This is a genomic window from Neisseria sp. P0021.S006 (assembly GCF_051956895.1).
Window position 1 is genome coordinate 1 of the sequence record NZ_JBQCWZ010000880.1, and the last position, 601, is coordinate 601.

A 601-nucleotide genomic window follows, 5' to 3' on the forward strand; every position below is an offset into this window, starting at 1 on the left:
GTACAGCCGGTATGGGCGCATTTCGCAATGCTCGACTTCATACAGATAATGTTTACCTGATTGAAAACAATGTATTCGGAACAACTTGTGCGCGTGTCGGCTGTATGCCGTCCAAATTGCTGATTGCAGCTGCGGAAGCGCGCCATCATGCTCTGCATACCGATCCGTTTGGCGTGCATTTGGATAAAGACAGCGTAACGGTAAACGGCGAAGAAGTCATGCACCGCGTGAAGTCCGAACGCGACCGTTTTGTTGGTTTTGTAGTCAGTGATGTAGAAGAGTGGCCTGCCGACAAGCGTATTATGGGTACGGCAAAATTTGTTGACGAACACACCGTCCAAATCGATGACCACACTCAAATCACTGCAAAAAGTTTTGTGATTGCTACCGGTTCGCGCCCTGTGATTTTCCCTCAGTGGGAAGTTTTGGGCGATCGCTTGATTGTGAACGATGATGTTTTCTCTTGGGATACCCTGCCTAAGAGTGTGGCCGTATTCGGTCCTGGTGTAATCGGCTTAGAGTTGGGTCAGGCTTTGCACCGTTTGGGCGTAAAAGTTGAAATTTTTGGCGTAGCAGGCGCTATTGGCGGTATTTCCGACCC

1 protein-coding gene is annotated in these 601 nt (G+C 49.4%); it reads left to right on the forward strand.

Going from position 1 to position 601, the window contains the following annotated elements:
- Positions 1–601: FAD-dependent oxidoreductase (locus ACTHUM_RS17670; protein WP_440403644.1), on the forward strand; the 601-nt coding region annotated here is incomplete at both ends.